Origin of the sequence: Spirosoma sp., from assembly GCF_048594605.1 — a bacterium.
Lineage (GTDB): Bacteria > Bacteroidota > Bacteroidia > Cytophagales > Spirosomataceae > Spirosoma.
Genome location: NZ_JBMDWV010000271.1, coordinates 1 through 4,501, shown reverse-complemented (window position 1 = coordinate 4,501; position 4,501 = coordinate 1). Strand labels below are relative to the sequence as shown.

Annotated in this window: 4 protein-coding genes; 2 read left to right on the top strand and 2 right to left on the bottom strand. The window is 47.4% G+C overall.

The window, feature by feature from the left end; genetic code table 11:
• Nucleotides 1-100: 100 nt before the first annotated feature.
• Complete coding sequence (locus tag ACOJS8_RS16525) at nt 101-1,684, bottom strand: Na+/H+ antiporter (protein ID WP_420149646.1); 1,584 nt, start codon at nt 1,682-1,684, stop codon at nt 101-103.
• Between the two features lie 239 nt (nt 1,685-1,923).
• Between ACOJS8_RS16525 and ACOJS8_RS16520 the strand changes: the two genes are divergently transcribed.
• The gene (locus tag ACOJS8_RS16520; RefSeq protein WP_420149645.1) at nt 1,924-2,724 is read left to right on the top strand and encodes an alpha/beta fold hydrolase; all 801 of its coding nucleotides are present in this window, start codon (nt 1,924-1,926) and stop codon (nt 2,722-2,724) included.
• A gap of 19 nt (nt 2,725-2,743) precedes the next feature.
• Here the strand turns inward: ACOJS8_RS16520 and rhaM are convergent, their stop codons facing one another.
• On the bottom strand, nt 2,744-3,058 hold the full coding sequence (rhaM, locus tag ACOJS8_RS16515; protein ID WP_420149647.1) for an L-rhamnose mutarotase: 315 nt from the start codon (nt 3,056-3,058) through the stop codon (nt 2,744-2,746).
• Between the two features lie 332 nt (nt 3,059-3,390).
• Here rhaM and rhaT point away from each other — a divergent pair, with 332 nt between their 5' ends.
• Complete coding sequence (gene rhaT, locus ACOJS8_RS16510) at nt 3,391-4,428, top strand: L-rhamnose/proton symporter RhaT (RefSeq protein ID WP_420149644.1); 1,038 nt, start codon at nt 3,391-3,393, stop codon at nt 4,426-4,428.
• Nucleotides 4,429-4,501 lie beyond the last annotated feature (73 nt).

Genomic DNA, 4,501 nt, shown 5'->3' with positions numbered 1-4,501 from the left:
TCTCAAGTTCGTCTTGGGAAGTTTGAGATTCCTCCCTCTGGTCGGAATGACAAAAAACGACTCTACTTTTAGCAAATAAGAAAAGTTAACAGATTCAGGATTAAATGATCTTCAATCGCTCTTCTTCCAGATCAATCTGGTACAATTGCTGCCGAATGATTTCTTCATCAATCCTGGGATCTTTGTTCAGCTCAGCAAGGTACTGCCGTTGACTTTCAAGCACTTCGACAAAGATAACTTTCGTTTTTTCAGTCATCCAGCTGTCATCTGCAGCTTTTGCCCGCTCCTCCCATTGCCTGAGAAATTTCTCCATACCAGCGTGGCCACTCAGTTCCTGCTCGTATTTATTTTTCAAGAACTGATAAACGTGTTGTTTCAAACCCTGTTTCATCTTCTGCCTGGTCAATTCTTCCGAATCTTCGTCTGTAAAACTGTCGAATAACCGCCACCGTTTTATGATATAGGGTAAGGTAAGCCCCTGAACTAAAAGTGTGAGCAGGATGGCCACAAACGTGATAAACAGGATAAGATTTCTGTATGGGAAAGCGGCACCATTGTCGAGCGTAATGGGAATGGCTAAAGCGGCAGCCAGCGATACCACCCCGCGCATGCCTGTCCAGCCTAAGAGTAGTGGCATTGCCAGACTTCTGGTTCTGAGACCAACCCGAGAGGCTACGCTCGGACGGAAGATAATAGTGGCAAGCATGGCTGCATATGAACTAATGACACGGGCCGCAATCAGGACACCTGTCACTAAAACGCCATACCCAATAGCGGTGCTGAGCGGAATCCCTTTATCCCGCATGCCTTCAACAATTTCGGGGAGTTCCAATCCAATGATCAGAAATACAATACCGTTTAGAATAAATACGAAGCTTTCCCAAACGCTGTATCCCTGAATACGACTGGCACTGTTCAAAAAAACAAGGCGCCTTGTTGACATAAACAGACCTCCACTTACTACGGCCAGCACACCCGAACAATGAAGCTGTTCGGCTACCCAGTACATGAAATAAGGTTCAATGAGCGTTAGGGAAATATCCGAAGGCGCATCGGTAGGCAACCGTTTATGGGCCTCGACAAAGGCCCAGGCCAATAGCAAGCCAATGCCTGCCCCGCCAATTACCATCCATAAAAAGCTCATGGCCGCTTCCTGCCAGACAAACTGGCCTGAGCCTACAGCGACCAGAGCAAATCGAAAAATGATGAGTGATGAAGCATCGTTGAGTAAACTTTCTCCTTCCAGAATAGCCGACGTGGATTTTGGAATTTTGACGAACTTCATGATGGCTCCGGTACTCACCGCATCGGGTGGCGACACGATTCCGCCCAGTAAAAAACCTAGTGCAATGGTAAATCCAGGAATGTAATAATTGGTAACAAGCGCTACCGACAGGGCGGTAAAAAACACGACCAGAAAAGCAAAACTGCCAATGATACGCCACCACTTTTTCATTTCTTTAAATGAAATCGTCCAGGAAGCTTCAAACAGCAATGGCGGCAGGAAAATAAAAAAGATAAGGTCAGGGTCGACTTTTACTCTGGGCAGTCCAGGTATGAAACTAATCAGCAATCCAGCTACAACCAGCAGTATAGGATAAGCAATTTTGAGTTTGGTAGCCCACATATTCAGCAGCACAATGGCCGCTATCATGGCAAGCAGAAATGGTAAAATGGTGTGCATTAAAACAAGGATTAATTCGTACTTTTTAAATGGCATTTGCTAAATGCCCATGGCTATAAATCTATTTTCTTCTTACCGCATAAACCACTGGCTATTAGACAATTGCTCAACACGATGCGTATCTTCGCACAAATATATGAATGACTTGTAATCTACAGAATTAACCGATAAGCATTTCAGGCCAATGTACGCTGGAGTTTACGGGTTAATTAAATTTGTCTAACTGCTCTGCTTCACCTATGAAATTATCGTTTGCCGTTCTTGTTTTGCTGCTATCGGGCATCGTTGCCCGGGCGCAAAATACCGCTTATGGAAATAATCCGGCAGCGGGCCACTATCAGTCAGTAAGGGGCATTCGGTTGTATTACGAAGTGTACGGGAAAGGCAAACCCCTCCTGCTGATTCATGGCAACGGCGGCACCATCCAGTCCTTTCACAAGAACATTCCTTTTTTCGCTCAGCAGTACCGTGTCATCGCCGTTGACAGTCGGGCGCATGGCAAATCAGTGGACCGGAGCGATTCGCTGAGTTTTGAGATGATGGCTGACGATTTTGCGGAGTTGCTCACCAAACTCAAAGTCGATTCGGCCTACGTTATTGGCTGGAGCGACGGCGGTATTAATGCTCTGCTACTGGCGATGCGTCACCCCGAAAAAGTAAAAAAACTGGTCGCGACGGGTGCTAATCTCTGGCCCGACTCGACTGCGCTGGTTCCTTCATTGTGGCAACAGATGCAGAAAGGTTACCAGGAAAACAAAACCAGGCAGTTTACAGACGCTAAGGAACGTAACGACTGGAAAGTCTTTACGTTAGATGTATTCCAGCCCAATATTTCCCTGAAGGCATTGCAATCGATCAAGGTACCTTCGCTGATTGTCGCCGGCGACCGCGATGTAATTACCACCGAGCACACCGTAGCCATTGCCCGACATATTCCCAAATCCTGGCTATGGATCATACCCAACTGCGGCCACGCTACGCTGATCGACCGCGCCGACGAGTTCAACCGAAAAACAGAGGAATTTTTCCGGGCTAAATAGCAGACGTTGGGGGGCTACGTTATTCCATGTGAAATACCCGTTCAAGCCGTAGCGCAACCGGCGAGTTGTCCGGATTGGTTTCCATCAGATCCGCCATGTAGGCCCACCATCGTTTCATAATTGGCAGCGTTGGCAACGCATCGGCGGTATGCCCTTCAGTACGTTTCTGCACCGCAAACAGAGTGCCCGTCGAGCGATCCAGATAGATTGAATAATCGCGGATACCAGCCTCTGTTAAAGCTGTCGATAATTCCGGCCATATTTCATCGTGACGACGTTGATATTCAGCCTCAACGCCCGGTTTCAGTTTCATTGTAAAGGCAATTTCTTCCATGCTTTTCAGATTCTGTTCAACCACAACGGACGTTTCTTTTTATTTAACGCCATTCCGGTTAGTTCGTTGCCACTAAATTCGTCAGGGCAAGCGAACTTACGGTTCGAAAATCATCGCTGCGTTGTTGGGAAGTATATGTATTCCACAAGTAGAATTTACGGCATTTCATCTTGTTTCAAATAAAGTATCTTCCCATTATTTTCTCCTCCCCGAAATCGCCACCCCCCGGTAAGTAATCCTCCGGAGGCTGTTTTTATGGGGGCCGATCAGACAGGAAAGAGTAGGAAAGTTGATAAGTAAGACGAGATAATTTTGTAAAAAACTACGAAAAAGTGGCTGTAATCTGGGGAGTTATTTTGCATGCGCTGGGAGGATTTGCTTCCGGCAGTTTTTACCTGCCGTATAAAAGAGTTCGTGGCTGGTCCTGGGAAAGTTACTGGTTTATAGGCGGCCTGTTTTCCTGGGTAGCAGCCCCGCTTATTATGGGTGCCATTACGGTGCCAGACCTATTCGGCGTACTACGTCAATCGTCCTCCGAAACTTTATGGTGGACTTATTTCTGGGGGGTTCTGTGGGGCTTTGGTGGCCTAACGTTCGGGCTGGCGATGCGCTATCTGGGCCTTTCGCTGGGTATGGCTGTTACGCTGGGGCTATGTGCTGTTTTTGGTACATTGGTTCCTCCGATCTGGCAGGGCGAATTTTACAAACTGATCAGCACTACGTCCGGCCGGGTTATTGTGCTTGGCCTGGTTGTTTGCGTAGTGGGGATTTCTATCTGCGGAATCGCCGGTATAATGAAAGAAAAATCGCTTTCAGATGCCCAGAAAAAAGCGGTGATTACCGAATTCGATCTTCGGAAAGGATTACTCGTAGCTATTTTCTCCGGAGTGATGAGCGCCTGTATGTCGTTTGGCCTTACCGCCGGGCAGCCGATTGCGGAATTAGCCATTCAACACGGAACGGATACGCTGTATATGAATAATGCCCCACTGGTTATTATCCTGCTCGGCGGTTTGACAACCAACGCGATCTGGACTATCTATCTAAACATACAGAATCGTACGTATTCAGACTACACCAACGCATCGACGCCCATTCTGGCGAATATTATTTTTTGCGCGCTAGCAGGTTTTACGTGGTATTTTCAGTTCTTTTTCTACGGAATGGGCGATAGCAAAATGGGCGAATACCGGTTTTCCGGATGGACGCTTCACATGGCGTTTATTATCGCATTCAGCAGTTTCTGGGGACTTTATCTGCACGAATGGAAAGGCGCCAATCAGCCAACCATGCGCACGATTACGCTGGGCATCTCGATGGTGGTTCTTTCAACCGTTATTGTCGGCATCGGCAACTATCTGGCGTCCTGACAACTCCGACAATTCGGTTAGAATAAATAAGCGGGCCGCCGTTGCAGCACAAAGAACTCACGTTCATGCTGCA